Annotated in this window: 1 protein-coding gene; it reads right to left on the reverse strand. The window is 55.5% G+C overall.

Annotated elements, in window-relative coordinates:
- Positions 1–782, reverse strand: a 782-nt coding sequence (locus ACTHUM_RS16155) for an FAD-dependent oxidoreductase (protein ID WP_440403442.1), incomplete at both ends; no start/stop codon positions are given.

Genomic DNA, 782 nt, shown 5'->3' on the forward strand with positions numbered 1-782 from the left:
GGTTTGTGCTGATTGAGCTTTTGCTGCACTTCTGCCGACAAACCTTTGACTTTGCTGTAATCGATGTCGTCGGGCAGTTTTAAGGTTTCGATGTCGCGGCGGCTGTCGATTTCTTCGTTTTGGCGGTCGATATAGCCTTGGTATTTAACTTGGATTTCGACTTGTTCGACCACGCTGTCGGCAAGTGTGGTTTCAGGTTGTGCGTCGGGCAGGGTCATCAGCGCGGCGTAGTCGAGGTTCGGACGACGCAGGAGGTCATGCAGGTTGGCTTCGCGGCTGAGTTTTTGGCCGAATACGCGCAGCTGCTCTTCTTCGGCGAGTTTTTGCGGCGTGTACCACGTTGTTTTCAAGCGTTGGATTTCGCGTTCGATGGCTTCGCGTTTTTCGTTGAACATGCGCCATTGCTCTTCACCCACCAAGCCGATTTTGTAGCCGTCTTCGGTCAGGCGCATATCGGCGTTGTCTTCCCTGAGTTGCAGGCGGTATTCGGCGCGGCTGGTGAACATGCGGTAGGGTTCGTTCACGCCTTTGGTGATGAGGTCGTCCACCAATACGCCGAGATAGGCTTGTTCGCGGCGCAACAGGAGCGGATCTTGTTCGCGGATGTATTGCACGGCATTTGCGCCTGCGAGCAGGCCTTGCGCGGCGGCTTCTTCGTAGCCGGTCGTGCCGTTGATTTGTCCGGCAAAGAAGAGGCCTTGGATGGTTTTGGTTTCGAGGCTGGCTTTAAGGTTGCGCGGATCGAAATAGTCGTATTCGATGGCGTAGCCGGGGCGCAGGAT

Source organism: Neisseria sp. P0021.S006 (assembly GCF_051956895.1).